The 25,069-nt window shown below is 49.6% G+C and carries 22 protein-coding genes and 1 pseudogene; 8 read left to right on the forward strand and 15 right to left on the reverse strand.

The features are described from left to right. Positions 1–75: 75 nt before the first annotated feature. The 5 genes from KJS69_RS24625 to KJS69_RS24645 all read left to right on the forward strand — a co-directional run bounded on the left by KJS69_RS24625 (position 76) and on the right by KJS69_RS24645 (position 4,786). Positions 76–1,449, forward strand: a complete 1,374-nt coding sequence (locus tag KJS69_RS24625; protein WP_213586457.1) for a YjiH family protein — start codon at positions 76–78, stop codon at positions 1,447–1,449. Positions 1,450–1,671: 222 nt separating this feature from the next. Then, a complete protein-coding gene (locus KJS69_RS24630) occupies positions 1,672–2,856 on the forward strand; it encodes an MGDG synthase family glycosyltransferase (RefSeq protein WP_213586458.1) in 1,185 nt (394 codons plus the stop codon). A gap of 111 nt (positions 2,857–2,967) precedes the next feature. Then, positions 2,968–3,348 (forward strand): large conductance mechanosensitive channel protein MscL, encoded by a 381-nt coding sequence (gene mscL / locus KJS69_RS24635; protein ID WP_213586459.1) that lies wholly within the window; start codon positions 2,968–2,970, stop codon positions 3,346–3,348. A gap of 143 nt (positions 3,349–3,491) precedes the next feature. After that, the gene (locus tag KJS69_RS24640) at positions 3,492–3,917 is read left to right on the forward strand and encodes an Rrf2 family transcriptional regulator (RefSeq protein WP_213586460.1); all 426 of its coding nucleotides are present in this window, start codon (positions 3,492–3,494) and stop codon (positions 3,915–3,917) included. A 242-nt stretch (positions 3,918–4,159) separates the two neighbouring features. Beyond that, positions 4,160–4,786, forward strand: coding sequence for an FMN-dependent NADH-azoreductase (locus KJS69_RS24645; RefSeq protein ID WP_213586461.1), 627 nt, complete (start codon positions 4,160–4,162; stop codon positions 4,784–4,786). 80 nt (positions 4,787–4,866) lie between these two features. Here the strand turns inward: KJS69_RS24645 and KJS69_RS24650 are convergent, their stop codons facing one another. From KJS69_RS24650 to KJS69_RS24675, 6 genes are all read right to left on the reverse strand, one after another. Further along, positions 4,867–5,436 carry a DoxX family protein gene (locus tag KJS69_RS24650; protein WP_249730690.1) on the reverse strand — a complete coding sequence of 190 codons (570 nt, stop codon included), beginning with the start codon at positions 5,434–5,436 and terminating at the stop codon, positions 4,867–4,869. Between the two features lie 591 nt (positions 5,437–6,027). Continuing rightward, entirely contained in the window at positions 6,028–7,140 is a 1,113-nt protein-coding gene (locus tag KJS69_RS24655) for a glycoside hydrolase family 88/105 protein (protein ID WP_213586462.1), read from the reverse strand. A 54-nt stretch (positions 7,141–7,194) separates the two neighbouring features. Further along, positions 7,195–8,325: a prenyltransferase/squalene oxidase repeat-containing protein gene (locus tag KJS69_RS24660; protein ID WP_249730691.1), complete on the reverse strand. Its 1,131-nt coding sequence runs from the start codon at positions 8,323–8,325 to the stop codon at positions 7,195–7,197. A gap of 115 nt (positions 8,326–8,440) precedes the next feature. Beyond that, a complete protein-coding gene (locus KJS69_RS24665; RefSeq protein WP_213586463.1) occupies positions 8,441–9,322 on the reverse strand; it encodes a carbohydrate ABC transporter permease in 882 nt (293 codons plus the stop codon). Positions 9,323–9,349: 27 nt separating this feature from the next. After that, the gene (locus KJS69_RS24670) at positions 9,350–10,303 is read right to left on the reverse strand and encodes an ABC transporter permease (RefSeq protein ID WP_213586464.1); all 954 of its coding nucleotides are present in this window, start codon (positions 10,301–10,303) and stop codon (positions 9,350–9,352) included. Positions 10,304–10,508: 205 nt separating this feature from the next. Beyond that, positions 10,509–12,065: an extracellular solute-binding protein gene (locus KJS69_RS24675; protein WP_213586465.1), complete on the reverse strand. Its 1,557-nt coding sequence runs from the start codon at positions 12,063–12,065 to the stop codon at positions 10,509–10,511. Between the two features lie 296 nt (positions 12,066–12,361). Between KJS69_RS24675 and KJS69_RS24680 the strand changes: the two genes are divergently transcribed. Further along, complete coding sequence (locus KJS69_RS24680; protein WP_213586466.1) at positions 12,362–14,641, forward strand: AraC family transcriptional regulator; 2,280 nt, start codon at positions 12,362–12,364, stop codon at positions 14,639–14,641. Between the two features lie 738 nt (positions 14,642–15,379). Here KJS69_RS24680 and KJS69_RS24685 read toward each other — a convergent pair. The 4 genes and pseudogenes from KJS69_RS24685 to KJS69_RS24700 all read right to left on the reverse strand — a co-directional run. Further along, complete coding sequence (locus KJS69_RS24685) at positions 15,380–16,987, reverse strand: DEAD/DEAH box helicase (protein WP_213586467.1); 1,608 nt, start codon at positions 16,985–16,987, stop codon at positions 15,380–15,382. Positions 16,988–17,034: 47 nt separating this feature from the next. After that, complete coding sequence (locus KJS69_RS24690; RefSeq protein WP_213586468.1) at positions 17,035–17,268, reverse strand: YwbE family protein; 234 nt, start codon at positions 17,266–17,268, stop codon at positions 17,035–17,037. A gap of 738 nt (positions 17,269–18,006) precedes the next feature. Next, positions 18,007–18,648: a PAQR family membrane homeostasis protein TrhA gene (gene trhA / locus KJS69_RS24695; RefSeq protein WP_213586469.1), complete on the reverse strand. Its 642-nt coding sequence runs from the start codon at positions 18,646–18,648 to the stop codon at positions 18,007–18,009. 168 nt (positions 18,649–18,816) lie between these two features. Next, positions 18,817–19,104 (reverse strand): annotated as a pseudogene (locus tag KJS69_RS24700) (LD-carboxypeptidase); the annotation flags it as partial. A 16-nt stretch (positions 19,105–19,120) separates the two neighbouring features. Between KJS69_RS24700 and KJS69_RS30355 the strand changes: the two are divergent. After that, positions 19,121–19,405: a GNAT family N-acetyltransferase gene (locus KJS69_RS30355; protein ID WP_374706730.1), complete on the forward strand. Its 285-nt coding sequence runs from the start codon at positions 19,121–19,123 to the stop codon at positions 19,403–19,405. Between the two features lie 56 nt (positions 19,406–19,461). Continuing rightward, positions 19,462–19,632 (forward strand): tail fiber protein, encoded by a 171-nt coding sequence (locus KJS69_RS30360; RefSeq protein WP_374706731.1) that lies wholly within the window; start codon positions 19,462–19,464, stop codon positions 19,630–19,632. A 15-nt stretch (positions 19,633–19,647) separates the two neighbouring features. Here the strand turns inward: KJS69_RS30360 and KJS69_RS24715 are convergent, their stop codons facing one another. The 5 genes from KJS69_RS24715 to KJS69_RS24735 all read right to left on the reverse strand — a co-directional run bounded on the left by KJS69_RS24715 (position 19,648) and on the right by KJS69_RS24735 (position 25,063). After that, positions 19,648–20,388 (reverse strand): nucleoside phosphorylase, encoded by a 741-nt coding sequence (locus KJS69_RS24715; protein ID WP_213586472.1) that lies wholly within the window; start codon positions 20,386–20,388, stop codon positions 19,648–19,650. Positions 20,389–20,434: 46 nt separating this feature from the next. Further along, a complete protein-coding gene (locus KJS69_RS24720; RefSeq protein ID WP_213586473.1) occupies positions 20,435–21,355 on the reverse strand; it encodes an ABC transporter permease in 921 nt (306 codons plus the stop codon). Then, the gene (locus tag KJS69_RS24725; RefSeq protein WP_213586474.1) at positions 21,342–22,406 is read right to left on the reverse strand and encodes an ABC transporter permease; all 1,065 of its coding nucleotides are present in this window, start codon (positions 22,404–22,406) and stop codon (positions 21,342–21,344) included. Before KJS69_RS24725 ends, KJS69_RS24720 begins: the two co-directional genes overlap by 14 nt. After that, positions 22,403–23,896 (reverse strand): ABC transporter ATP-binding protein, encoded by a 1,494-nt coding sequence (locus KJS69_RS24730; RefSeq protein ID WP_213586475.1) that lies wholly within the window; start codon positions 23,894–23,896, stop codon positions 22,403–22,405. The genes KJS69_RS24725 and KJS69_RS24730 overlap by 4 nt, the downstream gene beginning before the upstream one ends. 135 nt (positions 23,897–24,031) lie before the next feature. Beyond that, the gene (locus tag KJS69_RS24735) at positions 24,032–25,063 is read right to left on the reverse strand and encodes a BMP family lipoprotein (protein WP_213586476.1); all 1,032 of its coding nucleotides are present in this window, start codon (positions 25,061–25,063) and stop codon (positions 24,032–24,034) included. Positions 25,064–25,069 lie beyond the last annotated feature (6 nt).

The raw sequence follows: 25,069 nt of genomic DNA on the forward strand, positions 1-25,069 counted from the left end.
AAGCGACAGCGTGGATAAGTGGCGGAGTATTCATTACAATAGACATCGGTTATTATATTTTATAGGAGCTGCCGAATGGATAAAAATGTGAAATCTTTATCTGCTAAACATAAATATTCGACTGTCGATCTGCTAAAATTTATTGTTCCTTCAATCGTTGGCATTCTATTGTTTATGACGCCCATCGTCTGGCAGGGGCAAGTGACGATTCCGATCGCGATCCTGGCCAAAGAATTGCAGGCCCTATTGGTCAACTGGCTTCCGCAGCTCACCGCTCTGCTCGCCATAATCAGCTTTATCGGCAGCTTGGGGTGCAGACTGCTTCAGCCCGATTGGCTTGCCCGCAAGCCTTTTCTAAATAGCCTGTTTAACGTATCTCTTCTCTGGTTAATCATTAGAGGTCTGGGAGCCGTGTTTGCACTCGTCACTTTATTTCATGCCGGACCGGAGTGGGTATGGTCTGAGAATACCGGGCAAGTACTGCTGTTTGACCTGTTGCCGTTATTGTTTGTCGTCTTTCTGTTAGCCGGAATGCTGCTGCCGCTGCTGGTCAATTTCGGGCTGCTGGAATTTATCGGGGCACTGATGATTAAAGTGATGCGGCCTCTCTTCACTCTTCCAGGCCGATCTTCCATAGACTGTCTTACCTCCTGGTTGGGGGATGGAACGATAGGAGTCCTGCTTACCAGCAAACAATATGAGAGCGGATATTATACGAGGCGTGAAGCCGCCGTCATCGGAACTACCTTCTCCGCCGTATCGATTACCTTCAGCTTTGTCGTGCTTGCGCAAGTGAAGCTGGAGCATTTATTCGTTCCCTTCTATATAACCGTCAGTCTGGCAGGTGTCGTGGCTGCGTTGATTATGCCGCGGATCCCTCCGCTGTCCAGGAAGCCGAATACGTTCTATGGTTCCATGCAGGAAGCGGACCAAGAGGTTATTCCGAAGGGATATACTCCGATGCAGTGGGGAATGACCCAAGCTGTAAGCAAGGCAAGAGAAAATACCCGTCTGGGCAGCTTCATAGCAGACGGATTCCGAAATATTCTCGATCTGTGGATCGGCGTTATACCGGTCGTTATGGCGGTAGGAACTCTGGCGTTAATTTTGGCGGAGTATACTCCTGTTTTCAAATGGCTGGGCCTCCCGTTTTTGCCTTTGTTGGAGCTGATGCAATTGCCGGAAGCCGAGGCCGCTTCTCAAACGATGGTCGTAGGCTTTGCGGATATGTTCCTGCCGACCGTCCTGGCGAGTTCGATCGAGAGCGAACTGACCCGTTTTGTCATCGCTGCTCTGTCCGTGACTCAACTAATTTATATGTCGGAGGTAGGAGGATTGCTGCTCGGCTCCAAAATCCCCATATCGTTGAAAGATTTGTTCCTTATTTTCATTGAACGGACGCTCATTACTCTACCGATCATCGTGGTGGCCGCTCACCTTATTTTTTGATTCCCGGAATTGCTCGATAGACGCATATCAAGCAGTGAATTTTTAGTAGAAATCGGATATATCAGGATAGCTAAGTTACCTGCCTATCTGCTAAACTTATTTCATCCCGGTCTTTCTAACCGAATAGCTATCATCATTTAATAATATAGTTGAACTTATATTGGTTTTCGACTAGACGCAATTGAAGCTTGTAACATCATGAGGAAAGGAGCACGGCTTATAATGAATGAACATTCCAACGTTCTAATCCTGACTGCCGGCTACGGGGACGGCCATCTTCAGGCAGCCAACGCCTTGCGGAACCAGTTTCATGCCCAGGGAGTCCGCGGCGTCCATGTGCTCGATCTGCTGGATGAAGCCCACCCCCGCTTGAATTCGTTGATTCGATATATGTATTTAAAAAGCGGCTCTTCCTCCAGTGCCGGGTTCGATTACTATGGATGGGGCTATTATTCCACCCGGAATTTGGACCACAACAAATGGCTGGCCAAGCCGCTTCTTTCGTTAGGAAAACAAAAATTCAAGCAGGTCGTTCGAGGCTTGCAGCCTAACGCGGTCATCAGTACTTTTCCCTATCTGCCGGTATCACCGCTGTGCCAGAAGTCGGGAATGGCCATTCCAACATTTACCGTGCTGACCGATTTTGCCCTGCATAATCGTTGGATGATTTCCAAGTCGGATCGATTTTATGTAGCCACCAAGGATTTGAAGAATGCGATGATTCGAAGGCAAGTCCAGCCCCAACAAATTATGGTCAGCGGCATCCCTATACGTGAAGCGTTCTATGCTTCGATCGACTCCCGGCTAATCTTGGAACGTCACGGAATAGACCCGGCCAAGCCTGTCGTTCTTATTATGGCTGGAGCCTATGGAATTCTACAAAATATGAAAGCCATCCTGGAGAGCTTGTCCGCTATTGAAAATATTCAATTAGTTGTCGTTTGCGGCAAAAACCGCAAGCTTCATCAAGAGTTGGAATCAGGCTTCGGTCAACAAGCGCAGGTAAAGCTGCTTGGGTATGTGGAAGCTATTCATGAATGGATGAGAATCGCTACCTGCATCGTAACGAAGGCGGGAGGGATTACTCTATCGGAAGCCATCAAGCTGAACCTTCCTATTTGTATCTTCAAGCCGTTTCCCGGTCAGGAGAAAGAAAACGCCTGTTATCTGGGATCCAAAGGGGCTGCGCTGGTCTCGGGTTCGACGACCGAGCTTGGAGAGCAGGTGAAGCATTTGCTTGCCAATCCCTATACTCGTAAAAGAATGAAAGCGGCTCTGGCCCGCATCGATTCGCAGCAGCAGGCCCACGCCGCCCGGTCCATCGCTCTGGACGTTCTCTCCATCGTTCACCGCGTGGATGAGCGGGGTCCTTCGTTTGTTTCGACGATGGATCGAATGACGTTCTGATTAGCACAATCGGGTCAGAACTTCGATGCTACTTTGGGCCTGTTCCAATTGAAAAAAGCATCTGATATACTAGGTCCATAATTTTATTAATTAAAGCAGGTGAACCAACGTATGTGGAATGAGTTCAAAAAATTTGCATTAAAGGGGAACGTCATTGATCTGGCCATCGGGGTCATTATCGGAGCGGCCTTCGGCAAAATTGTCTCTTCGCTGGTCGATGATGTCATGATGCCGATCATCGGCTTAATAATGGGCGGAGTCGATCTGACCAGCTTAGGATATCCTCTAGGCGAAGCTGTCTTGAATTACGGCGCTTTCATCCAAACGATTATTGACTTCTTTATTGTCGCTTTCTCGGTCTTCATCTTTGTCAAAGCCTTTAATAAATTGAAGCGAAAAGAAGAAGAAAAACCGGCCCCGCCGGATCCTTCCAAAGAAGAACTGCTTCTGACCGAAATTCGGGATCTGCTTAAAGCTCAAAGCAATAAATAACCCTCTTACCCTCTTTAGCCTTAAAACCAATTTGCCGGTGGGGCTGCGGTCTTGCCGGCAGATGATCCTCTCTCCTCCTCCCTTTACTTTCTTTAGGCCCTTATGCTAAAATGTAACTGGTTAGGTTACAAAGGAGGGGTGGCATGTTCTGTAACAGTCAGTTTTCCGTCGCTGTTCACATGCTGGCTTTTATTGCCAAAGACCAGTATGACCAAGTCACCTCGGAGCAAATGGCCGAGAGCGTGAATACCAATCCCGTCGTTATCCGACGCATCCTATGCAGACTGGCTAGAGGCAATCTGGTCGTATCCCAACCCGGCGTATTGGGTGGAACCAAGCTGTCCCGACCGGCTGAGCAAATCACTCTTCTCGATGTTTACCGGGTCATTGAAGGCTGTGGAGCTTATTCCCTGCATAGAAGTCAGCCGAATGAAACGTGCACAGTCGGCAGGAATATTGTCCCGGTAATTGACGGAATCATGCAGGAAGCAGAAGCCGTGATTAAGGATAGATTGTCGCGGTATACAATTGCAGATGTGCTTAAGCAAGTGCTTGTATTACCGCAATAGACTTGCCTTCCGCTGGCCGGACTGACATCAGCTTCCATTGGCGATAAGAAAAGCTTCTAAACGCGGAGGCCCATTCTTGAAGTGCTCAATCAGGAGTCTGTCCATAGCACATTTGCTTTTATTAGATTTGTAACTAAGATAGTGACGGATAGTGAGTGGTAGAGAACCTCGCTTTATCTTATTTGTAACCAAATCAGTTTCTAATCTAGGCGGATTCACTACTTAAGGAGGAATTATGCAAGATGTCAACTGTTCTGTTCATTAAAGCCAATAACCGCGCAGCCGAGCAATCGGTCAGCGTTAAATTGTATGACTCTTTTCTTCAGTCGTACCGAGAGGCCAATCCCGGCGATGAGATCGTAGAATTAGATTTGTTCGCGGCCAATCTCCCCTATTATGATGCTACTATGATCAATGCCATGTTCAAGTCGAGAAGCGGGATGGACTTGACTCCGGAGGAGCAATCCGCAGCTGAGCTGGTGCAAAAATATGTTGACCAGTTTATATCCGCTGATAAAATCGTCTTTGCCTTCCCGCTGTGGAACAAGACCGTTCCTGCGGTGCTTCACACCTATATCGATTATTTGAATCAAGCCGGACAAACCTTCCGTTATACGCCTGAGGGTCCTGTTGGTCTGGTAACCGGTAAAAAAGTGGCCATCCTTAACGCCCGAGGCGGGGTCTATTCCGAAGGACCCGCCGTTGCCCATGAAATGGCTGTCAATTTCGTTGTCATGAACCTGCAGCTGTTCGGATTTACCGACTTTACCAAAGTCATCGTTGAGGGACATAATCAATTCCCCGATAAGGCCGCTGAGCTTATTCAACAGGGATTGGAACAAGCCGCTAAAGCCGCCGGAACGTTCTAATCGACTCCTTCTATATAATAACCCCGGACTCCGCTTTCGCGGACTTCCGGGGTTATCTGTTATTCTTATCTGCTTCCTCTTTACCTGCGGTACCAAGGGGTTCCCAAGTATTGAAGCGCCCACCGGTCTACACCATACCAGCCGGCTACTTTCCATGCCAGCACAAGCCAGGTGGCCAGAATAAAGAGAAGCGGGTTCGTGCTCACCGTTCCGGCAAATAAGAACGCAGCATTCATCATTCCGCCAAAAAATGCGGCGATTCCCGTTAATAAGCCGACAATTAGTCCAAGTCCGACCAACACTTCCCCATAAGCGACCATGAAGGAGAACACCTTCGCATTCGGCAGCACGAAATCTTGCAGGAAGTTAGCATACCAGCCCGATACGTCCTTTCCTTCCTCTGCCTTGGCCAACGCGCCTTTAACAAATCCTTGAATAGCGCCTCCGGCATTCTTTCCGGTCCAAGCCTCGCTCGTCACCTTTCCCCAGCCCGCCATCAGCCATTGGTAACCGAGATACACCCGGATCACCAGCCAGATTATAGCCGATCTCGTACTGCTGAACAAGAAGTGAGAGAGCGGATTCTCGGGAATAACGATTTCATTGCCCACTTTTACTGGATTCATTTCTTTTTCCGTTTGTTGATTCATCGACTTTTCCTCCTGCACCTGTAAGATCATTCTACTCCGCGGTCCCATCGAACTCATCCCGCGATCACAAATAAGCCTGTCATAGATATGGCGAACTTCTTCTTTTTCCTCCTATTCCATTTTCATCCAAGCCCTCTCATTTGCCCTGGGGAAAAAGGAACGCAGGATTAGAATCCTCGTCCGTTCTGACAGAATAGTCCCATTCCGCCTTTTTGCGATATAGGACACGAGACCTATTGTAACTGTTCTTACCTATTTATAAAAGAGGTATCGGTAAAATTACCCTTTTATTTAATATAAATTTTTAGAGTTGATCGTTAGGGCTCAGATCACAATGTTTGAAGCTTTGAACATTTCCCTTCGGAACGAAATCGAAGGTTTTCCATTTCCGCATCTATAATCGAGGCAGGAATAGGTGGTAAGTGATTAGATGCATTTTGAAGTATATGTAGCAAACACAACAAAAGTGCTTGTCAACCGTCTCCGAGCAGAGGATTCTCCGCTGCCGTTCTGTTAACAGGCACTTTTGCAAAATCGATATTTATATGATGGTAAAAAGCCCCTTATCCCGTTCATTGCTATTGGTTTAGGCTATACCCCGCCTTCCATTTCGGCACAGGCGAGAATGAACGCCCCGACTCCGTGGAGGTCGTTGTCTTTGACCGGCCGGGTTACATAGTTGTTATAGTCACCGGCCGAGGTGCCAATGCAAATATCCGGAATAATGACGTGACCCTCCTCATTAAATCGGACTCTGTTAAGCAAGCCTTGGTACCCCTGGACGGCGCTCTGCAGAAGCTCCTTGTCTACACAACCGTGCTTGACCGCTTTAGCGATCGTATACACGAACAGACTAGATCCTGATGTTTCCAGCCAGTTATCCGGAAGCCCGCCTTTGTCCACAACTTGATACCAGAGCCCGCTCTCCTGATCCTGGCAGCGAATCAGCGCCAGCACGAAAGATTTCAGTGCCGCCTCCAGCTCCTTCCTCCCGGAATGAGCTGCCGGAACATGATCAAGGAAATCGGCGAGAGCCATGCCATACCAGCCTAGAGAACGCCCCCAGAACTCGGGAGAGCAGCCCGTTACGGCGTCCGCCCAAGGAAAGCTTCGGCTTTCATCCCAAGCATGATACAACAGCCCGCTTTGTTCATCCTTCATATATTTACGCATCAGCTTTTCCTGATAAAGCACCATGTCTATAAGCGAAGGCTCCTCGTATTGCTCAGCATATTTCAGAGCGAACACCCCGCCCATATAGAGTCCGTCCAACCACATCTGGTAAGGATATTTATCCTTATGCCAGAATCCGCCCTCGGAGGTTCGATTCAGCGTCGCAAACAATTGTCTAAGCTTGTCTGCCGCAATCCTGTAGCGCGCTTCCCCGTAATGCTTATCCAGGGTAAAGAGCAGCAATCCCGGCATAATGGCGTCGAGCTCATCTCTTGCAAAATAAAAGTTGCCATCGGCATCGATCAGCTTGTCGACATATTCTTTGGGATAGGTTAAATACGCTTCCTCTCCGGTTTGCTCCCATACCTGAAGCATTCCGTATAGGAACACCCCCTGATGGTAATGCCAGCGGTTTTCCGGCGGCAGCTTCTCCGGACAGGGATATTGAGCCCTCAAGCCGTCACAAGCGGCTTTGGCCCATTGGAGAGGAGAATAATCGGTGCGCGGCACCGTCGGATCCAGTGTGTTCATAGAAGCTTGCACTCCTTTTGCATCATGTTGATCATTTGGCCATGAAAAGAATAATTAAGTCGCATGCGTATAAGAACGGAACAAATCCGGAGGGGAAGACAGCGGCGGGGCATCGATCCCGGCGAGCTCGTAACATAAATGCCGGATTAAGATCGCCTGAGTGCCGGCGTTCATATCTCCTTCCACCTTGCCGAGCCCCAGCCTAACGGGCTTGGGCATGTCGGGGTAGAATTCCCCTGGCTTCACCTGTGCTACATTAGGGGCGGGCGGAGAATGATCCAGCTCTCTGGAGAACCCGCCATCCTTACGTTTAAGTCTACTCATATTGTAGACGGTTATTTCAATAATCTCCAGCAGTTCGTCTAAGGGGGTGCTTCTCCTCATGGAATACAGTAGATGAATAGGGTTACGAATGTAGCACATATCTACAGCCGTCTCCTTGCGGAGGCAGTGCAGCAGACTGTTATACATCTCACGCACCCGGGGGATGGGCACCCGAAACCGCTCGTAGAACGTATGGAGCTTGAACGTTCCGGAAACTTTTACATACCAAGAGCCCTCACCCCACAGGCCGCTTTCCGGATCCTGAAGCGCCTCAAAATAGCGAAGGGCGGCATCCAGATACGGCTTCCTGTCGGCTTGCGGCATTTGGGCCAAATAAGCTGCCGAGGTGCACAGCCGATCACAGCCCCTCCAACTGTTGCTCAGCTCTACGCTTTGCAGCCACCCGACATAGGTGTCCGGGGTGCGGATATAATCGGGCGAAGCCTGTCGATCATTAGGCAGCGGGTATAGCGGCTTCGCCCCCAGCTTCCACAGCGCTCCGAGGCTGTACCCGATCGCTCTGGCCACCATAACCTCGTCTTCCCTCATGAGCGGATCAGCATCATAAAAATATCCGGTGGAAGGCTCCTGCTTTTGCTGAAAAAAGGTAATCATTCGCTGCTTCATCGTATCATCCAAAGCCCCAAAGAGCTGGCAGCGCGCCAACAGATTTAAGGCCTGGGCGGTAGACTCAATGTCCGGAATAAATTGATCCGAGGCTTTGGAGCTTTGCGCGTAGTAGAACGCTCCATGCTCCGGATCATACTGCCCTTCCAGCCATTCAAAGAACCCGTGGAACAATCCGTCCATTTCCTTAAGAGCGCTGCGCAGCCGGTCATTCATCGAATCTGTTGGTTGCATCCGCTTACCACTCCCCTTGAATTGCAACGTTTTTGGCCAGTTAAACAAATACATCCATCTCACTTGGACCACACAACTCGCCAACAGCCTCGCTCTACTCTACCCTTCTCTTCCGTTACCCTTTAATCGATCCCAGTAGCGCTCCTTTGGCAAAGTGCTTCTGAAGGAACGGGTAGACCAGCAGGACCGGAAGGGTCGCCACGACAATAACAGCCATCTTGACCGTTTGCTCCGGTGGAGCGATGAAACCGTCGTCAAAGCCGGAGGTGTCGGCACTGATCCCGCTCGCGAGAATAACGATCTGCCTTAATATAATCTGCACCGGCCACTTGGCCGAATCGTTCAAGTAAAGAATCGCCGGCATGTAGGTGTTCCAATACGTTACCGCATAGAACAGCGAAATCGTGGCAATGGCCGGCATGGACAGAGGGATGACAATTCTGAACAGAATCCCCCAGTCGCTGCAGCCATCTATTCGCGCCGATTCCTCCAGGCCATCCGGCAAATTCTGAAAGAAATTTCTCATAATAATAAGGTTAAACGCGCTGATGGCACTTGGGATAATTAAAGCCAAGTACGTGTCGATCAGTCCCATTCCTTTGACCACCAAGAAGGTAGGAATCATTCCGCCATTAAACAGCATAGTGAAGACGACCAGAAACATAATCAGATTTCGCCCGTCCAAATCTCTTCTGGCCAGCCCGTACGCCATCAAGGACGTAAGGAACATGCTGAACAGCGTGCCGAACAACGTCACTCCAACAGAAACCCCCAATGATTTGATCAATACATTGGTTGAGAATATATACCGGTAGGCATCCAGCGAGAACACGGTAGGAAACAGGACGAAGCGCTTTTGTGCAAGCTCTTGAACGGTCGTGAACGAACCGGCTATGATATGCAAAAATGGAATGACCGTGATCAGCGCAATAATAAGCAACAGCGTGTAATTGACGCCATCAAAAATTCGGCTCCCCCATGATTTGTCTTGAAGCATGATGTTCAACCCTCCATTTGCGCAAAATTAGAAAATTCCTTCTTCGCCTACCTTCTTCGACAGCCAGTTCGCGATAACAACCAGTATCAGTCCGATAAAGGATTTGAAAAAGCCTACCGCCGTACTAAAGCTGTACTGCCCTTGTTTTAACCCGGCCGTATAAACATACGTATCAAAAATTTCCGCGACCTCCCGGTTCATGGAATTCAGAAGCAGATAGACATGCTCGAAGCCAAGCTCCAATACATCCCCGATTTTCAGAATTAACAAAACGACGATTACACTGCGGATGGAGGGCAGGGTTATGTGCCAAATCTGCCGAAAACGGTTAGCCCCATCCATTCTTGCCGCCTCATACAATTGAGGGTCAATGGCGGCCATCGCAGCCAAATAAATAATCGTTCCCCAACCGGCCTCCCGCCAAATAACCTGCAAAATATACATAGGCCGAAACCATTCGCTGCTCATTAAAAAGTTGATCTTGTTAAGGCCTAACATGGCGAATATTTCGTTAATAATGCCCCGATCGACAGACAGCATAACAAAGGTGATAGCTACAATTATGACCCATGACATGAAGTGGGGAATATAAATCAGCGTCTGTACAGACCGCTTGAATATATTGCTTCGGACTTCATTCAGCATAAGTGCCAATACAATCGGAACCGGAAAATAAATAACGAGATTCAATAGAAACAAAACCAACGTATTTTTCAATATTGTAAAAAACATCGGCTCGGCGAACAGGCGCTCAAAGTGCCTGAACCCGACCCATGGACTTCCCGTAATCCCCAGATATGGCTTGTAATCCTGCATAGCAATGACAAGCCCGCCCATCGGGATATATTTAAAAATAATAAAATACAACAGTCCCGGTAAGATCATTAGATAAATCGCGCGATTTTTGACGATTCTTCTCATGAGGCCCGACTTCGTAGCCGGTTTGGTAGATTTGATCTTCTGCACCGCTGCTTCGCCCATGATGGATCTTCCTTTCAACGATAAAGAGATGACAGGCTGTTGAACCCTCAACAGCCCGTTTGGTAAACCTTCCGAATGGAGACTTCCCAAGTGAGAGTCTGGATTTCTGGCTGAATGACCGTTGTATAACCGTTTATATGGCCCGCGTATGATTAACTGCGCCGACAGTTATGTGACTGCCAACTCTTAGCTTAAATCTTATGCATTAACCGTTGCTTTTCGCCTTTTGGTAAGATTCATTGAATTCTTCTATAATTTGGCTGCCGCCTTCTTTAAGCCATCTGTCCACTTCGTTCTGGAATCCAGCCTCGTCCAGCTTTCCGAGAATGAAGTTATAAGTGGCATCCTTAATAATTTCTTGCAGACGAACGCCTCTTTCCGTGTAGGTTTGAGAGTCCAGCGGAGCCGTCGGATCGTGAATCAGGAAATTTTCGTTATCGATAATCAGCTCCTCCGCTTTGGCTTTAACCGGCAACTTGAAGTAGCCTTCCAGCATATCAATGGTGCTCGGTCCGCCGACCATAATGGCCTGATACGGCTTCACTTCCCGTTCGGTCAGTTTAGCGTCTTCCACAGGAGAAGCTTTTCCTTCCACTATGTTGTAATGTGTGCCTTCTACCCCGTAATAAATCAGGTTGGCCAGTTCCGGGCTCATCAGCTGATCATAGAAGCTGAGAATATCCTTCAAGTCCTCCTCCGTCTTGACGGAAGATTTAGGAAACAGAACCGCGGATCCATACCCCGGAATAGCCCATATCCCCAGCCCGTCCGGTCCTTCGATCCGGTTATGCACTTCGAGCTCGATATCCGGATTGATCTCCACCATCTTCTGATGCAGGCTGACTACGTCACCCATAGCTCCAATGTACATTCCCGCCGCTCCGGTAATAAACAGATTCTGCTGGTCCGTCTTGCTCGTGACCGGAAAATCCTGATTAATCAGACCTTCTTCATGAAGCTTCCGGAAATACTTCATCGTCTCCATATACCCCGGATGCATAAATTCCGGCTCCAGCTTGCCATCCTCTTCCGACCAGTTGTTAGGCGTTCCAAAGTAGGAGCTGATCGTCTTGAACGCTCCATAGATCAAATCGCTTCGGTCCGTTAGACCGATCGTATCTTTTTTCCCGCTCCCATTCGGATCGTTCTCCGTGAAGCCCTTTAGCATGTCATACAGCTCATCGACATTCTTCGGAGCACTCAACCCAAGACGATCGGCCCAATCCTTCCGATAGATGATTCCTTGCCTGGATAGAGGACGCTCCTGGTAAAGAGCATAAATCTTCCCGTCGACCGAAGTATTATTCATCACCGCCGGATTAAAATTATTGAGATTGGGATAATCCTTCAGCAGAGGTCCGATTTCCCAGAACTGTCCGTCTCGAATCGCATCTTTAAATAGAATAAGCGTGCTTTGATTCTTCATATAGACCGCTTGAGGCAGTGTTCCTGTTGCAAAGGAGGCGTTAAGCTTCTCTTCATAGCTGCCGTCGGGCACCCATTGGATATCCAATTGCGTATTTGTCTTTTCTTCCACCAGCTTCTCGATCAGATCGGATGGCACCTCAGGAGTATGAAGATTGGCCATTATACTGATCTTTACAGGGCTCTTCTTAGCCTCGCCCTGATCCTGGGCGGGATTCTTCTCTTCCGCATCCTTGCCCCCGCCGGCACACCCGGCTAACAGAGATACGGCAGTCGCCGTAGCGAGTAAAACGTTTCCATACTTAGCGAATCCTGTTTTCCCTGATTTCTTTCTCATTTCTTTCAACGACCTCCTCATATAGGAAATATCGAATAGCGATCTTGCTGTCTCCATAGTAAAAGGAATAACCCGATTACGTATATAATCCTCCAATAAGATGAATCCTTTTGGGACCGCCTGGAATCCTTTTTGGCGTCCTCTCGTGCTGGTCATGTTATCCAAGGATTATTACAGCCCTGGAGAAGATTACGATAATCTAATCCAAGGATTATTTTCTATAAAATGATTATTGCCCTGCATCCGGGTTTTCTCTAGAATTGGGGGTACTACGAGAACGGTAGGAGAAGATACTTTTGAACAGACTTAACCTATACAAAAAAATGGTTATTTTCGGTTGCCTGCTGTGCATCATTCCCGTTCTGTTCCTCGGCTTCTTTTCATATATTAAATCGGCCGACTCCATTCAAGAGCAGGTCAACGAAAGCAATATCCATCTGATGAAGCAATTAAATGGCAACATGGAGCAAATTCTAAAAACGCTGGATCAATCGTTGAATCACGTCATCAACTCGACTCTAGTTCAGGAAGCGCTTTATCGCCCCATTAAATTTTACGATTTTCAGCTATATAACAATCTGAGAAAAGAGCTCAGTCATCTCCAGTCGTTCGACACCAGGGTAACGGATGTCATAGTCGTGAATATCGCCCACGATTGGGTAGTAAACAACCAGGGGCTGTACGAGCTGGAGGCTTATTCGGCCAAAGACAAGCTGCTAAGCTTTATGTCGCTTCCTTTCAATTCAAACTGGGTTCTGCTGGAGAACAAAGGATTAGGCTCCTTGGACACAGAGTCCTACAGTTGTAATCACATTATTACTCTAATCAAAAAACTGCCCAATCTCAGCTCAGACAAGCGTGGCTTGGCCATCGCCAATATTCCAAGCTGCAGCCTGTCCAAAATTATAGCCAATAATTCAGACTCCCGGGAAATGATGATATTGGACAGCGATAGCCGTATTCTGATTCACCCGGATGAGACCAAGATTGGTCAATCGGTGTTAGCCACCAATCGGATAAATCCTGACGATTTCACGCTGTTGGATAATAAAGTGGGACAATTCAAGACGGGCACCGGGGACGGCGATTTTACCGTAACCTATGTGCGGTCGGATTTTAACGGCTGGATCTATGTTTCCTTCACCGAAATCCAGCAAATCACCAAAGAAGCCAAAGCGATAGGATGGTTTACTGTCTACGTCTGCCTGGCCATTATTGTGACCTCCGTCTTCTTTGTCTGGCTGGGCAGCCGCAGGATGTACACGCCTATTCGCGGAATCGTGAAAGCCATTTCAGATCGTTTTCCCGATTTCAATGCCAAGAAGAAGGACGAATTGCAAATTATTAATGAACATATTGAAGATCTGTTTATATCCAATTCGAATTTGAAGCATGAGTTATCCCAAAATTCGCTGCAGATGCGATCACTTTTTCTCAATAAATTTTACCTGGGCAATCTCAGCCAGACCGAATTGACGGATCAATTGATTCTGTACGGCTATTATACCCATGTCAGGGAATGGAATCATCTGATCGTTCTGACCCTTCAGGTGGATCTGCTGCTTTTTGCTGCGAATAATATTGTGGAGGAAATCGTTCCTCCCGAGAACAGGCTGACCCCTGTCATTGCGGATCAGACCCAGGTGACGCTGATCGGCAGCACAGAAACGGATATGGAATCTTTTAATGCCTATATTTACGATATGACAGAATCGATTCAGCAGAAGATCCATACTTTCCTGGACCTGGATGTAAGCATCGGAACCAGTCTTCCCTTTAAGCTTCTGAGCAAGGCTCCCCGAGCGTACAAGGAAGGGCTGGAGGCCTTGAAGCATCGAATGAAGCTGGGGAAAGGGGTCATCATCCCCTATTCCAATATCAACTCCGGGAAGCATACGCTGATCTATTCCTACCCGAGGCATATCGAGAACGAATTGATCGATTCCATCAAGCTTGCGGACGAGGAAAGAGCGACAGAGCTGCTCAGGCAATGGTTAGACGAAGTTTTCCATAGAGACCGGTCGCCGCACGAGTACCAAATTTCCTTGCTTCGGCTGCTAAATGACTTAATGATCGTCGTGCAGGAAACCGGAATCCGGCTGCAGCAGTTTGTTCCAGAAGGCCGCTTCTTACATCAGGAATTGCTCAAGCTCTATGTTAGTGACGAGATAGAAACATGGTTCCAAACGAGCGTGATCCGGCCGTTGATCGAGGTTTTCCGGGATCGCAGAGACTCTCAGTATCATAATTTGTCGGAGCAAATTATCGATATGATCCATAACGGCTACGACACCGATCTTACGCTGGAGGAATGCGCTTCCAGGCTGCACTATAATGCCTTCTATTTAAGCAGCGTGTTCAAGAAGGAGACGAATATGTCCTTCAGTGATTATTTGTCCATGCACCGCTTCCATATGGCTAAGGAATGGTTGACGCAGACGGATATGCCGATTAAAGACATCGCCCAGAAGCTGAGATATAACAATCCGCAAAATTTCATCCGGTTTTTCCGCAAACAGACGGGCATGACTCCCGGCCAATACCGGACCCAGCACAGCCATATAGCAAAAAGCTAAATCCGCCCGTGTTATAGCGCTGCCAATGCGGCTTGCAGACGGAGTGCGATGAAAGCGCGCAACGGAGGCGCATGGACGGAACGTAGGAGTGTGCGGGTACGGCGGCACACAGCCCGAGGCGCGGCCATGGTGGCGCGTAACGGCGGCGCATAGACGGGGCGTAGTAGTGGGCGCGCGGGGAGAGGCCGCACGGGGGCAAGGATCAGTGGCAGAAGCGCGAAAGCGGCGACGGAGGCGCAGGCATCGAGGACAACGATAAAACCTACTGCAAAAATACAGTACTTTAAACCAGAATCCGCTCTTTTCCAATGATCGCCTGCGAAAATACAGTACATTTCTTCGATTCAGCCATATTTGGACCTCTACAGGCTGAATCTACTGTATTTTTGCAGTAGATCCCTGGAAAGAGGTCAAAAGTTACCAAAATGGCTGTACTTTTGCAGTCAATATAAAATCTAGAAAGATTTGATCTATCGGAAGCAGTAAGGGGCACCAGACTCGCTTGATGCTAGAGAAGTATGATGCAGCAGTAGTAGCTGAAATAGTAGAAGCAGTTGTAATATTGTAGGGATTGTCATGTCAAAAAAGAGGAATCGGAGTGGCCGCAGCCGCATCGATTCCTCTTGTATATCTGCTGCAATGCAGGGTCATATCCTAGCGAAGGGAGCGGCCGCTTTCAGTTTTCAGCTTTGTTGCTTCAAAACTTCCCAAGCCGTCACTGACTCGCTTGCGCGGGAATTACCTCCCCCTGCGCCCCTTACTCCCCCTTGGCGAGCTATTCCCCCTCGCTCCTCCGGATCTCGTTTGGCCGTGCCTCGCCGGCTTGCTGAGGCCGAGGCTCGTCCCGGCTTCAGGCCGCCGCTTGCCTGCGCGGCCTCCAGCGGAGGCTGCCCGCCCGATCTCGGGCCGGCCGCGTCGCTCTGGCCGACCGGGCCGCTCGGTGCGCTCCGTTTTCCCATAGCGCTCAGCTCGCACAGAGCGCTGGGAACGCTCGGGCTGCCCTGAGGCCGCCGCTCGGTCGTTGCGTCGGTTGCGCCCTTCCTGCGCTCCTCGGAGGCTTACCCGGGCTTCACTCTCGTGACCGATACTGCCGCTTCCGTACCTTATCCCAGCCCGATTCGCACTCCCCTTGCGCTCCTGACCCCTAGGCTCGCCACGGCTTATTCGCCGCTCGCCTCCTCCACGCCGCTCTTGGCTGAGTTCCGAGCCTGCGGACATGTCGTATGCCGCAAGCTTATCCAACGGCTTCCGGCGGATCGACATTCGGATTCCTCTCTCAATGTTGGCCAGCGCCACCCGATCCCTCGGGGAAACAAGCGTGACCGCCACTCCCTCGCCTCCTGCTCTTCCCGTTCGACCAATTCTGTGAATGTAGCTTTCGGCATCCGGCGGAATGTCATAGTTGAAGACATGGGTCACGCCTTCCACGTCCAGACCTCTCGCTGCTACGTCAGTAGCTACCAGCAGTTGAATCCTGGCTTCCCGAAAACGCTCCATCACTTGCTCCCGCTTGGCCTGAGACAAATCACCGTGAAGCTCATCCGAATCGTATCCGGCCTCCTGCAGCTCCGCATTCAGCTTGCTGACCCTTCGCTTGGTACGGCAAAACAGAATGGCCAAATACGGCCGGTACTGATCGATCAACTGGCGAAGAGCCGCCAGTTTGCCCCGGTCGGTCGTCTCCACGACAGATTGCCGAATCTCCTTGACCGGCATTTGTCGCTCTTCTGCCTGGACCGTTACAGGCTCGCGCATATATCGGCTGGCCAGCCTCCGAACCGACTCCGGCATCGTCGCCGAGAATAACATCGTTTGCCTTTTATATGGAAGCTGCTCGATGATCTCTTCCACTTCATTAAGAAAACCAATATGCAGCATTTGATCCGCTTCATCCAAAACAAACATGGAAACAGTAGATAGACGAACCGTCCCTCTCCGCATATGATCAAGAAGTCTCCCCGGAGTGGCGACGATTATCGAAATCCCGCCCTGCAGCTTCTTAAGCTGACGTTCTACATCCTGTCCGCCGTAGACGCAAAGCACCTGGGACTGCTCTTGGGTAATCAACAGTTTGTTGACTTCGTTCGTAATCTGCAGAGCCAGCTCCCGGGTCGGCGTCATGATCAAAGCTTGGACTCCGTCCACATTCGGGTCGATTCTCTCCAGAATCGGCAGCAAGAAGGCTATCGTTTTGCCCGATCCTGTTTGTGCTCTGGCGATCGTGTCCTTCCCGGCCAGCAGCAAGGGAATAGCCTGCTCTTGAATCGGAGTAGGCTGCCCAATTCCATAAGTTTTTAATACCGCGCTCCATTTGGCGCTAATTCCTAATCCTTCAAATCCGGACAAGAAGGTCCCTCATTTCCAATGTGTTATTTTTCAGAAAAAATACGAATCTATGACATAGAAGGATTATCCGGGAGTGTGGATTCAGAAAGAATCGCCTTCACTCTTCCCACCTGCCCGTCCTGCAGGCGGACTTTAATTCCATGAGGATGATACGCCGAATTCGTCAGAATATCTTTGACCTGTCCTCTCGTCGTTTTCCCGGAACGTTGATCCTGCTTAAGGACCACATCCACTTCCAGCCCTGCATGGATATGTTCTCTGTACTTTCCGTTGTGCGCCATGATGGTATCCTTTTCTCCCGTTAATCATATTAGTGGATAAACCAGCCTATAGGTACTTAGTGGTTATTCCAGATTCGAGAGGAACTTAATGAGCCCCTCCCAAGTTAACATTTTCGTATTATACACCTTTTGCTAATCTTTATGGTTCCTTAGAAGCCGAAAGTTTAATAATATTTTTACAAAACAAAAAAGACTCAAAACCGGAATCCGTGCTTGACGAAATAAATATGCCTCATGGTAATCCATGTTTCGTCCTGTTCTATCCTGTTATGTTCTACCCGGTTATGGCTTGGGCTTCATTTTAAGTTGCGGCGTCACTTCACTGGCCTCACAATAAAAGATGCGAATCGGAAGCGAGAGCTGTTTGCTTTTAATGTTATGGCAAATGGCCTGGAGGCAGGTAGGAAAACAAATTAAGGTGCGATTGTACACCCCAATTGTATGGATTTAGCTATTTTCGGGATTAAGGTGTAAAAATTCGCTCTAATTTTCACGTTTTTGGAAAAAACGATGATTTCACCCATTTAGAGGGTATTTTTGCTCTTGAATGCCCGTTTCGTGAGAAAGGTTGGATTTAAGAGGTATTTTTGCACTTCAATCCGCCTCCATTGGGTGAGAAGGAGATTTGGACGTCAAGCACTTAGTATAGTTCGAGCCACAAAAAAAGTAGACCCTAAAGGCTACTTTATCTACATGAGTTTCCTCAGATTTGTCCTCTCGCCCAAAAGTTAATACCTGTCAGGGAAGCACATGCAGGAGGATCGCAAAGAAATGAAAGATCGATCCGGCCAGCACGAATAAATGCCATAAAGCATGATGGAATGGGAAGCTCCGCCATACATAGAAAACCGTTCCCGCCGTATAAAATATCCCGCCGACTACTAATAAAACCAATCCGCTTCGACTTAAATTGGTAACGAGGGGCTCCCAAGCAAAAACGATAAGCCATCCCATTGCAATGTACAAAAGGGTGGAGGTAAAAAGGAATTTTTTGGTGAAAAATGACTTGAATAGGACTCCCAGCGCAGCAATTCCCCAAATGACCCCGAACAGCACCCATCCCAATGTGCCTTGAACGACGTGCAGTAATATAGGAGTGTAGGTTCCGGCAATAAACAGATAGATCGCGGAATGATCAAAAATTTCAAATAAATCCTTGACCTTTCCTTCGGGAAAGCTATGCACGAGAGTAGAACATGAATAGAGCAGCAGCATCGTCACACCGTAGACAATGAAACTGATGACATGAAGAGCCGTCCCCTGCAAGCTGGCAAATACAATTAGCAGAACAAGCGCAGCCACACTCAAAACCGCTCCGATGCCGTGAATGGTGGCGTTAGCTATCTCTTCCCTCTTCGTAAACACATGGGTGTTTGCCATAGAACCATCTACCTTTCCTTACGCCTTTCTATTAATTATAACCCATTAGGAGTGCAATTTCTTCCTCCTGCGCTCATTAGCCGCAAACAAATAAAGTATAAGCTGGAAAGAAGAAGAGTGCGAGAAGACAGCCGGGAAGTCGGAAAGAGTTCTTCAGTTGACAAATGATTATGGAATAAAATATTGAATGACGGATGCTTTACCATCCTCTACTTCTACTTCAGCATACGCCCCGTTGATAAAGGTTATTTGTGGGGGAACATGCCCGCAATCGATATCATAAATGATCGGGATTTGAAGCTCTTCAAAGAGTTCCTTGTAGATATCTTCCACCGTGTAATTATCTACAGTCTGGTTAGCCTCGCTTCTTCCAAACATAAGACCGGAACAATTCTCAAACCAACCTGCCAGCTTCATTTGAACTAATGACCTGCGTAAATCGGTTGTAGTCAGAATTGTTTTAGAACTATAGGTGTTAAGTTGGAAGCCCTTAATAGGAGGGCTGCATGAATCTCCACAAGAGATTAGGCTGATTGATTTGTCTCTACTACCTGAATACAGGAATGTCGGGATTGGGACGGCTTTCTTGAAGAATTTGCAGGAAACGGCCTCAGCGTACGGAAAGCCTATTCGACTCCATGTCATCCGGTCCAATCCTGCCGTATCTTTATATAAACGGCTAGGTTTTCACATGCTCGGGAGCAACGGACTTTACGCAGCGATGGAATGGGAATTGATAAAAACAGGAGGAATCTAAATGGCAGATCCATTTCTGGGTAGATTCGAAAGTTTGGTTTTAATTTTTTGCTCAGGATGGATGGGAATTTTGTGAAGGGCAAATTGTTGCCGATCAATCAAAACCAAGCTTTATTTTCCCTGCTAGGAACAACAATGCATGGTGGTAACTGGATCACCTTACAACGCCGCAACGCGCGCAGAAACCCGCGCGCGTTGCGAGAACACCTTGCAATGACATTATATTGATTCGCAATGATTTGCTTAGCTTTGCTCGCTTCGAGCCAATCGAGCAACGGCCTGGAGCGCGATTTCGATTTCACGGTCCACTGCTTTCGCCACCGCATCCGTATGAGGATCGTACACCTCAGACAAATCTTCATCGGCGAAGCCGTCCACCGCCAGAATCGCTCCGGCACGGGCTCCGCGCAATGAAGAGACGACATACAGCGCCGCAATCTCCATCTCGACGGCCAGGACGCCCGCTTGCTTGTATTTGCGGTGAGGCAGCTCCTCTACCCCGGTGAAGAAAGCGTCATAGCAGACGGTGATCCCTGTCCGAACGACGCCGCTGCCCGGAACGTCTGCAGCTGCCGCCTCCAGAGCCGCCACCACGCCGCTGTCCGCAACCGCCGGATAACCGGAGGGCACCAACTGTTTGGTCAGACCTTCTTCCCTGGCCGCTGCCTTGCTGATGACGAGACTTCCAGCAGGGATGTCTGCGTGATAAGAGCCGCACGTCCCGACTCGAATCAAGGTGCGGACACCTGCGCGGATAAGCTCCTCGAAGCAGACCGCCGCGCCAGGCGAGCCTACTCCGTGGCTAACGACTGCCAGACGCACCCCGTCATACTCGCCTGCGAAGGTCCGGTATTCCCGGGCAAAGGACAACTCTTTAGCCTTATCGAGCTTATCGGCGATAGCCTTGGCCCGCCGCGGGTCCCCACATACGATGGCATAAGGCGGCATATCCTCCGAATGAATCTGTAAGATAGGCAGGTACATATCCATCCCCCTTAAAAATAAATTAACAAGAGTCGTACAACTGCGATTATCGGGAGCTTCCACCCGCTTTAGTGGAATCCCCTATAGACTTCTTTCCCTTGAAGAAGAAAAGAGCCGCAAAAGTGATCACATAAGGCAGCATCATCGTAAACTGAGTGGGCAGAGAGAAGCCCTGCAGACGAATGCTTAATGCATCCATCAACCCGAAGAAGAGGCTGGCAACCATCACTCCAAGCGGATGAGATTGGCCCAGCATCATCGCCACCAGCGCAATGAATCCGCGTCCTGCTGTCATTCCTTCGGCAAACATCGTCAATTGACCAAGCGATAACTGAGCACCGGCCAAGCCGCAAAGAACCCCACACATTATAACGGCGCCATACTGATAGCGGGAAACTCGCATCCCCATACTTCTGGCCGCCACCGGATTCTCTCCCACCGCAAGCAGCCTGAAGCCCGAGACCGTCTTCCTGAAATACATATGCAGGATGATGACGAAGATAAAGGTGATAAAGACAAGCGGGGACTGGCCCGCCAACAGCTTGCCCAGCACCGGAATATCGCTGACGATGGGAAGGTCCCATTTAGGTAATCCAACCATGTCGTTATCACGATAGGCTCCCTTGACATGGAAAATTGTCCGTAAACAGAAGGTGGTCAAACCGAGCGCCAAAAAGTTCAGCGATATCCCGACGACGATTTCGTTCGCTTTCAAATGGATGCTGGTGTAAGCAAACAACAAGGAATACAGGACGACGCACAAGACGGCGAACAGGACGGCCAGCCAAACATTCCCCAAATAGTGATTGCCCACGATAGCCGAGAATGCCCCGACTAACACAAAGCCCTCCAGACCGACGTTGAACAGGCCGACCCGGGCACACAGCATACCGCCGAGTGCGGCGAGCAGAATCGGGGTCACCATTCGGATCATGGAATTAAAGAGAGAAAGGTCAAACAGTTCCATCAGCTTTCTTCCCCTTTCTCCTTTTGATTAACGAATATCCGAATTTAGCCGAGACGAACAGGACGATCGCGGCTTGAATGACACTTGCTATTTCCAGCGGCACCTCCGTATTCCTTTCCACGCCCATGGAGCCGGTTTGTAAGGCGGCAAGCAGCAAGGAGGCCAATGCTGCGCCCAGCGGATTCGAGCTGGCGATCAAGGCGGCCATCAGGCCGGACCAAGCGTAGCCGGGAGTAACCAAGGCTCCGTCCAAATAGCGGTATTGCATGCCCAGAACTTCGACCGTTCCGGCCAAACCGGCCAATCCGCCGCTAATGAACAAGCCGGCAAGCATCATCGGTCCTCTACGAACTCCGCCATAAGAAGCAAACAGCGGATTATGCCCGATCATGTTGATTTCATATCCGAAGACAGAATGTTTGACAAGCAAATGGACGAGCACTGCCGCCCCCACGGCCAAAAAGATTCCGGCATGCAGACTGGAGCCGGCAAACAGCTTGGGCAGCCAGGCGGACGCATCGATCATTGGTGTCTGGGGCAGAGCTGCGGACCCGGCTGTATCCTTAAACGGTGAACTCACTAAATAAGATGCAAAATAAGTCGCTATATAGTTCATAAGGAGCGTAGAGATAATCAGATTTATTTTGAACCGGTCATCGAGCCAGCCGGCAATAGCCCCCCAGACGCCTCCCGTAACGACACCCGCGAGCAAAGCGGCTACCAGCTTGAACCAGCCAGGGCCGGGCAAGTAAAGGGCCGTTAACGCGGCAGCAATAGCCCCCAGTACCATCTGGCCTTCGGCCCCCAGGTTGAAAAATCCGGCGCGAAAGGCAAGCGAGAGGCCAACGCCAATCAACAAAATCGGAATGGCCCGGGATAAAGTATTGGTCAAATAATAAAAGCTGCCGAAGGAGCCCTTCCACATCTCCGCATAAGTGCTTAGGACGGATTCTCCCACCAACAGAATAGCGACTGCTCCTACGGCCAAACCGGCGACCAGAGCCATTAATGGGTGAAGGAGAGACGACGCCCGCTTTTTCCAAATATTCATGCTCTATCGCCTCCCGCCATGAGCAAACCAATCTGTTCCTCCGTTGCTTCTTCACCGTTCAACTCACCGACAATCCGGCCTTCGAACATGACCAGAATCCGATCGGCCAGTGTCATAATTTCCGACAGCTCTGAAGAAACGAGCAGAATCGCTCCCTGTTCTTCCCGCCTGCGCAAGAGCTGATCATGGATAAATTCCATAGCGCCAATATCTACGCCCCGCGTTGGTTCCGCCGCGATTAAAAAAGGCGTGTTCTGCGCCAGTTCCCGCGCAACGATCAACTTTTGCAAATTTCCTCCGGACAGGTTCTGCGCCTTCTCGTCAATGGAAGAGGTTTTGACCGCGAATCGATCCACCCACTCGCGAACCATGGCGGAAATCTTGGTCTTCCGCAGCCAACCCGATCTATGATATCGGCTATGGTGACCCATGACTGCATTCTCAACGACCGATGCATCTTTGGCCGCTCCCCATAAGTAGCGATCCTCGGGAATATGGGCCAGGCCGGCCTCGCGCACCTGCCCTGGTGCCGCCTGGCTAACATCGGCTCCCGCGAGCCGAATCTGCCCCGAGTCGGCTTTGCGAAGGCCGCTAAGCGCCTGAAGCAGCTCCGATTGCCCGTTGCCCGACACCCCGGCGATCCCGACGATCTCCCCGGCTTTGACCTGGAAGCTGACTTGATCCAGAAGAGGCTTCCCTTCCCCTTGAACGGTCAACTCCCGGACATCGAGAACGGCTTCTCCGAGCTTAAGTCTGCTCTTGACCCGATCCGCCAGCTCCCGCCCGACCATCAACCGGGACACTTCCCCGACATTGGTTTCTGCCGCCTCCATCATCCCGGTTACTCGCCCATTGCGCAGCACCGTTATCCGATCAGCAACTTCCATAACCTCATGAAGCTTATGAGTGATGAGAATAATGCTTTTGCCTTGTGCGGATAGTCTCTGGATAGTTTCCAACAGTTCCTTAACTTCCAGTGGGGTAAGTACAGCGGTAGGTTCATCCAGTATAATAATCTCCGCTCCCTGATACAGCACTTTCAATATTTCGACGCGCTGCTGCATGCCAACCGAGCAATCGGCCACTCGCCGTCGGGGTTCCACCGGCATGCCGTACTTGTCCCCCAACTGTTTGACCTCGGCTTCTGCCTGTTTGCGGTCGAACCATATGCCCTTGCCAGGCTCGCCTCCGGCAACGATATTTTCTGCCACGGTAAAAGACGGGAACAGCATGAAATGCTGGTGAACCATCCCGATTCCGCTGCGAATCGCCTCTAGAGGAGTGGCAAATTCAACTTCCTGGTCCCGGAGCCGGATGGCTCCTGAGGTAGGTGACTCCATACCGTACAGGATACGCATCAAAGTCGTTTTACCCGCCCCGTTCTCACCGACGACGGCATGCACCTCTCCCTTGCGCAGGGCAAAATCAACGCCGGCATTGGCTGTAAAATCACCGTATTTCTTTGTAATCTGTTCCATTTGCAACAACATAAGGATAGTGCCTCCATCCGTCGGAGAATGAGGAGACCGACTGCGGGTACGCAGCCGGTCGGGCAGTCGGACGATCCAGTCGGCTCACACATAGGCGACGGCACTGGATTCCAACTGATCACATTCTAATGATTATTATTGAAGCGGATTGTCAATGGTCCGCTTGCCGGATACGATTTCTTCGTTAATCGCTTTGACTTTGTCAATATTTTCTTGACCGATGAACGGACTCAGTTCGGTTTTCGTTTCGTGGGTGACGAACGGAAGACCTACCCCATTTTCTTTCAAGCCGTAGTCCACTATCGTACCCAAGCTAAAGTCATCGTTCATGAAATCCTTCACGGTCTCATAAGTAGCCGTATCGGTCCCTTTGATTTGAGACATGATGATATGTTCCGGGTCTTTGCCAGTGTGGTCCATATCTTGTCCCGAGGTATAGAAGCCTTTTTCCTTCGCGGCTTCGAACACTCCCAAATCTCCTACTGCAGCGGCCCCTACAATGAAGTCCGCTCCCTGAGAGTATTGCAGCAGCGCCAGCTCCTTCGCCCGGCCGGGATCTTCAAAGCCGCCTACATAGTTGACCAGGAACTTGGCGTCAGGATTGGTCGATTTCAACCCTTGCTCGAACGGCACGGTCCATTTCTTAATCAATGGAATGTCATCTGCCGCCACCATCCCGACGATGTTCTTCTCTGTAATTAAACCGACCAGTGCGCCCAGCAGATAGGAGGATTCATACTCGCGGAACACCGCACTGCGGACGTTCGGCTGATCGACAACTGTATCCAGAATAGCGAACGCCTGATTCGGATTCTCGGCCGCCAGTTTGTTCAAAGCATCCTCCGCGTGGAAAGTAGCGGTAATGATTAAATCGTACTTATCCGCTATCGCCGCACGCAGATTTTGTTCAAATGCGTTGGGATCAGTGGATTCTATCGTTTTTACTTTCACATTAAATTCTTGACCAGCTTTTTGCAGCCCGTCCTCCATTAATTGGAAGAATGGATTGACTCCAATTTTCTCCGGGAGAACCATCGCTATCTTTTTCTCAGATGGTTTTTCCCCTTTTCCAGCTCCATCTGCAGACGGACTGTTGTCATTACCGCCCCCGGCGCAGCCTGCAAGGAATAAAACCAGGGCCATCAGCATAAAAAATGATTTTTTCATTCTTTT

Source organism: Paenibacillus sp. J2TS4 (assembly GCF_018403245.1).
Classification (GTDB): domain Bacteria; phylum Bacillota; class Bacilli; order Paenibacillales; family NBRC-103111; genus Paenibacillus_L.

Coding starts and splice junctions, on each gene's coding strand:
- KJS69_RS24730 (WP_213586475.1), bottom strand. CDS start 23,896: ATGTTGTTGCAAATGGAACAGATTACAAAGAAATACGGTGATTTTACA.
- KJS69_RS24675 (WP_213586465.1), bottom strand. CDS start 12,065: ATGAGAAAGAAATCAGGGAAAACAGGATTCGCTAAGTATGGAAACGTT.
- KJS69_RS24725 (WP_213586474.1), bottom strand. CDS start 22,406: ATGAATATTTGGAAAAAGCGGGCGTCGTCTCTCCTTCACCCATTAATG.
- KJS69_RS24665 (WP_213586463.1), bottom strand. CDS start 9,322: ATGCTTCAAGACAAATCATGGGGGAGCCGAATTTTTGATGGCGTCAAT.
- KJS69_RS24720 (WP_213586473.1), bottom strand. CDS start 21,355: ATGGAACTGTTTGACCTTTCTCTCTTTAATTCCATGATCCGAATGGTG.
- KJS69_RS24630 (WP_213586458.1), top strand. CDS start 1,672: ATGAATGAACATTCCAACGTTCTAATCCTGACTGCCGGCTACGGGGAC.
- KJS69_RS24715 (WP_213586472.1), bottom strand. CDS start 20,388: ATGTACCTGCCTATCTTACAGATTCATTCGGAGGATATGCCGCCTTAT.
- KJS69_RS24690 (WP_213586468.1), bottom strand. CDS start 17,268: ATGGCGCACAACGGAAAGTACAGAGAACATATCCATGCAGGGCTGGAA.
- KJS69_RS24660 (WP_249730691.1), bottom strand. CDS start 8,325: ATGCAACCAACAGATTCGATGAATGACCGGCTGCGCAGCGCTCTTAAG.
- mscL (WP_213586459.1), top strand. CDS start 2,968: ATGTGGAATGAGTTCAAAAAATTTGCATTAAAGGGGAACGTCATTGAT.
- KJS69_RS24735 (WP_213586476.1), bottom strand. CDS start 25,063: ATGAAAAAATCATTTTTTATGCTGATGGCCCTGGTTTTATTCCTTGCA.
- trhA (WP_213586469.1), bottom strand. CDS start 18,648: ATGGCAAACACCCATGTGTTTACGAAGAGGGAAGAGATAGCTAACGCC.
- KJS69_RS24640 (WP_213586460.1), top strand. CDS start 3,492: ATGTTCTGTAACAGTCAGTTTTCCGTCGCTGTTCACATGCTGGCTTTT.
- KJS69_RS24655 (WP_213586462.1), bottom strand. CDS start 7,140: ATGAACACACTGGATCCGACGGTGCCGCGCACCGATTATTCTCCTCTC.
- KJS69_RS24645 (WP_213586461.1), top strand. CDS start 4,160: ATGTCAACTGTTCTGTTCATTAAAGCCAATAACCGCGCAGCCGAGCAA.
- KJS69_RS24625 (WP_213586457.1), top strand. CDS start 76: ATGGATAAAAATGTGAAATCTTTATCTGCTAAACATAAATATTCGACT.
- KJS69_RS24670 (WP_213586464.1), bottom strand. CDS start 10,303: ATGGGCGAAGCAGCGGTGCAGAAGATCAAATCTACCAAACCGGCTACG.
- KJS69_RS24650 (WP_249730690.1), bottom strand. CDS start 5,436: ATGAATCAACAAACGGAAAAAGAAATGAATCCAGTAAAAGTGGGCAAT.
- KJS69_RS30360 (WP_374706731.1), top strand. CDS start 19,462: ATGGATGGGAATTTTGTGAAGGGCAAATTGTTGCCGATCAATCAAAAC.